The sequence below is a fragment of the Micrococcales bacterium genome, assembly GCA_009784895.1.
GTDB lineage: Bacteria > Actinomycetota > Actinomycetes > Actinomycetales > WQXJ01 > WQXJ01.
In genome coordinates, this window is sequence record WQXJ01000094.1 from 1 (window position 1) to 3495 (window position 3495).

Here is a 3495-nt window from a genome sequence, read left to right on the forward strand (position 1 = left end):
CTGGCCGGCCGCGTCGGCGGCTGGCTCTGCCTTGGTCTCGGTGGTGGCGAGCAGCAGTGGCAAGGCGGCGCTGGCCAAGCCAATGGCGGCTGGCCAGGGCAAGGTCGGCCAGATCAAAGCCGATGGGTTGAGCCAACCCGGGGACAAGACCGTGGCCACCAGCAGGCCGAAAGGCACAGCCAGTCCAGAACCCAAAACCAGCCATTCTTTTGGGCCCCACCGGCCAGGGCGGTAGCGGCTGATGGTCCGGCCTTGGCCAAGCGAACGGGCGGTCCAAGCCAAACCGCCAAGGCCCGCGGCCAACGCCACAACGCCAACCCAGCCGGGCAGGGCCAACGCCCCAGACAAGGCCATCGCCCCGCCGGACATTAGCGCCATCGAAACGCACATTGTTACCGTCCTGGTGACCCGCAGCGGACGGCTGGCCGCGATCCCGCCCTGTCCGTAGCCGCGGCACTCAAGCGAAGCCGCTAGGCCAAGCGACCGGTCGAGCGAATCAGCCAGCACTGGAAAAACCACCCGCAACGCGGCGGCCCGCCGGTTGGGGGCGGGACCGCGCAGGTGGGCGGTTCGACGCACTCTGACGACCGATTGAGCCAATTGCGGAAAGACGGTTAGAGCCACTACCAGGGCCGTGCCAACCTGGCGCAGGGCATGAGGTAAGGCCGCTAGCGTCTTCTTGGGACTGGCCAAGCAGTTGGCGGCGCCAACACACAGGATCAGCGTGGCTAGGCGCAGGGCATCGCGCAGACCGCCATAAAAAGCGTCGAAGTGCACCGGCCCAAACAAAACCAGGCCGGTGCCCGGCACCGTGAGGGTTGGCGCCGGCAAAACAACCGGACCAAGCGCGGGGGTTTGGGCAGCGAAAACCAGATAAAAGAACAGGCGTATCACCAACACGGCCAACGCCAACAGCAGATACAGCCGCAACGACGCCACCCACGGTTGATCCTGGCGGCAAACCACCGTCACCAACACACTTAGACAGGCCAACAAGCCCAAGACCAAGGGATTGGTGGTGGCAGAAGCGGCCAAGGCCAAGGCCAAGGCCCAAGCCCACCAGGCGCCTGGGTGAACCGAGCCGCTCACCGCTGGCGCCTAAGAACCACCAATATGGCCACGCCCACCAACACCACACAGATCGCCACCACGCCAAGTGTCACCCAAGGCGTGCCACCGGCGCAGAGCGAGGTTGACTCGTCGAGGCAAGTTGCCGGCATCGGACTGGGGCTGCCCGCTTTGGTGGCCTTGGCCGGAACTGGCGGGGCGGCGACCGGCGCTTGGCCAGAACCATAAGCCCAGGCGAAAACGGTATCAACCGGCGCTGGGTCGGCGCCGGCGCCAACCGAGGCGTAGGCCCAATCGCCGTCTTTGACCTGCCAATAGGACCAGTAGGCGGTGGCCGGGGCGCCGTTGCAGGGGTTCGGAAGGCCGTCGATGACGCAGACCATGCCGGGGAAACCGGGACGAAACTCGGTCACGAAACCGGCTGCCTGGGTGGCGTCCAGGGCCGAGTCGAAGGCACCCGGCGCGCAGCGAACCTGGCTGGTTTGGTCACCTTGGACTACCACCGTGACACCAACTCCTCCGACACAGGGCCCGTCGGTCCAGCTGGTTGCGGCCGGCAAGCTGTCCGAGCCGGCCAGCGCCAGGCCCCCCGCCCCAAGCCCTAGAACCAGGCTCAAGGCGGCCAGGTTCACGGCCTGGCCAACCCCACTAGCTTGGCTAGGTCTGCCTGGGCTGTGCCAACTACACCGGCGTTGGTGGCCCGGACATCAGGCTCGGCCTTGGGAGAGAAATCGCCGCCTACCGGGAAGGCGCCGTTCTCGAGCTGCCAGGTGGCCAACGCGGTCCAGCCGTTGGCGACGGCGGTGTTGGTGGGGCCGGATCGAACGCTGCCCAAGGCCAGGACGGCCTGGGCCGTCGAGTTGACCGAGGTGTCTCCCATAATCGAAGACCACCGACCTTGGTCGTCTTGCTGGGCCACCAGCCAATCGGCAGCCTTAGTCACCACCGAAAAGTGTGCCGGATTGTCCACAGCTGACAAGGCTTCGATGGCATAGGCGGTCGCATCAACAGATCCGACGCAACCACCCGGCGGATCGAATTGGTCTGGGAACGAGCCATCTTCACAAGCCTGGCTGACCAGATAGTCCACCGGATCAGCGCTCAGCTCGCCCAACTGTTCGACTTTGATCAGGAAAATGATGGCAAATGACTGGCCAATCGGGTTGGACGAATCGGCGTAGGCCGAATCGTCGACAAACCGGCCGTCCTCTTGCAGCCGAGCGACCAACCGGGTGGCCACAGTCTGCCGCGAGGCGGCAATGTCTTCTGGATACTTGATCTGTTCCAGGGTCAATGCCAGGCCCATTTTGGCGATCGCCCCGGGGTAGGACATGGTCGGGGCGTCAGAGGCGTAGTCATCGATTGCACCTGGCTGGGACACCCAGGCAGCCAGGGAGTTGGCCGTATCCCAGTCTTGGGCTGCGGCGAAGGCAAAGAGGGCATCGATGGTTAGGCCAACATCTTTCTCAATGACCTCGCCTTCGAGGTAGGAGTCTTCGACGATGTGTCCTTTGAGCCAGGCTGCGCCGGCCTTGGCGGCCTCGAACGGATCCTTGCGTATTGACGGCGAATCGCTGGGAGTGGGCTTGGGCGAAGACGTACTACAGCCACCCAGCATCACCGCACCGGCCAGCAATCCGGCCGCGGCAATGCGCAGGGCCTTCTTGGTTGATTTCATCGCTGAGCGAATACCTTTCTTCAGCGGTCCCGCGCAAGAGTGGCGGTTTAGCCCGCACTCCGCACGCTGTAGACCTCGACAGTAATTGTGGAGCCGCTTGCCTCACCATAGGTATTCCGGCTTACGAGGGTCACCCCTCGCCCACGGTTGCGGGTCAGCGCCGGCTTCGAACCGGCTTCCCCCATGGCATGGCATTGACTGCATGAGCATACCGGTTGGTGGCTGCGACGCTAGCGGAATGGGCTTCGCTAGCCGAGATTTCGCCTGCGGCCAATGATGGCACTCAGGTGAAGAGACTGGTCAAGGAGCCAACCGGGAAGTTTTGGGGGTTTATCGGCTATGGTCGTTTCGTGGTTCAATCCGACCAAGGCGCCGGCCCGGCGACGCGCAAACAGCTGCGCGAGCAAGGTTCGGCTACGGAAGGTGACGCCGCGTCATCGGGCATTGAAAACCTGGACCAGCCCACTCCAGGCAAACTGGCCCCAAGCCGGCCGTCTTGGGCCGAGCCGCGCCCCTGGTCGAGCGGCGGTGGGACCGGTTGGCGGCTTCAAGCCAGTTCGCCACCGCCCGCCTCCAAGCCAGCTGCCGATGACCAGCCAGTTCAGGAAGACTCTGCGCCGCCTCAGGCCACTGAGGCTGAGCGCCAAGCCTCGCCCTGGGAGCAATTCACCTGGGGCCAAACCTGGTTCAACCCCCAGCCTCCACCCACCCACGAGTCGACGTTGGCGGCGGCCGCGCCGGGCGAAAAA

General features: G+C 64.7%; 4 protein-coding genes and 1 riboswitch. Of the genes, 1 reads left to right on the forward strand and 3 read right to left on the reverse strand.

Going from position 1 to position 3495, the window contains the following annotated elements; genetic code table 11:
- The 3 genes from FWD29_09985 to FWD29_09995 form a co-directional block, all read right to left on the reverse strand.
- Positions 1–1089: energy-coupling factor transporter transmembrane protein EcfT (locus FWD29_09985; protein ID MCL2804258.1), on the reverse strand; the 1089-nt coding region annotated here is incomplete at its 3' end.
- Positions 1086–1700, reverse strand: coding sequence for a hypothetical protein (locus FWD29_09990; protein ID MCL2804259.1), 615 nt, complete (start codon positions 1698–1700; stop codon positions 1086–1088). The genes FWD29_09985 and FWD29_09990, both read right to left, overlap by 4 nt.
- Positions 1697–2746: a terpene cyclase/mutase family protein gene (locus FWD29_09995; GenBank protein MCL2804260.1), complete on the reverse strand. Its 1050-nt coding sequence runs from the start codon at positions 2744–2746 to the stop codon at positions 1697–1699. The genes FWD29_09990 and FWD29_09995 overlap by 4 nt, the downstream gene beginning before the upstream one ends.
- 94 nt (positions 2747–2840) lie before the next feature.
- Positions 2841–2966: riboswitch (cobalamin riboswitch) on the reverse strand.
- On the opposite strand from FWD29_09995, the gene FWD29_10000 reads away from it, so the two are divergent.
- A partial coding sequence (locus FWD29_10000) for a hypothetical protein (protein ID MCL2804261.1) occupies positions 2965–3495 on the forward strand: 531 nt, incomplete at its 3' end. (Overlaps the previous riboswitch by 2 nt.)

Excerpts from the sequence above, each read along its gene's own strand:
- FWD29_09995 (MCL2804260.1), bottom strand. The coding sequence starts at position 2,746 with ATGAAATCAACCAAGAAGGCCCTGCGCATTGCCGCGGCCGGATTGCTG.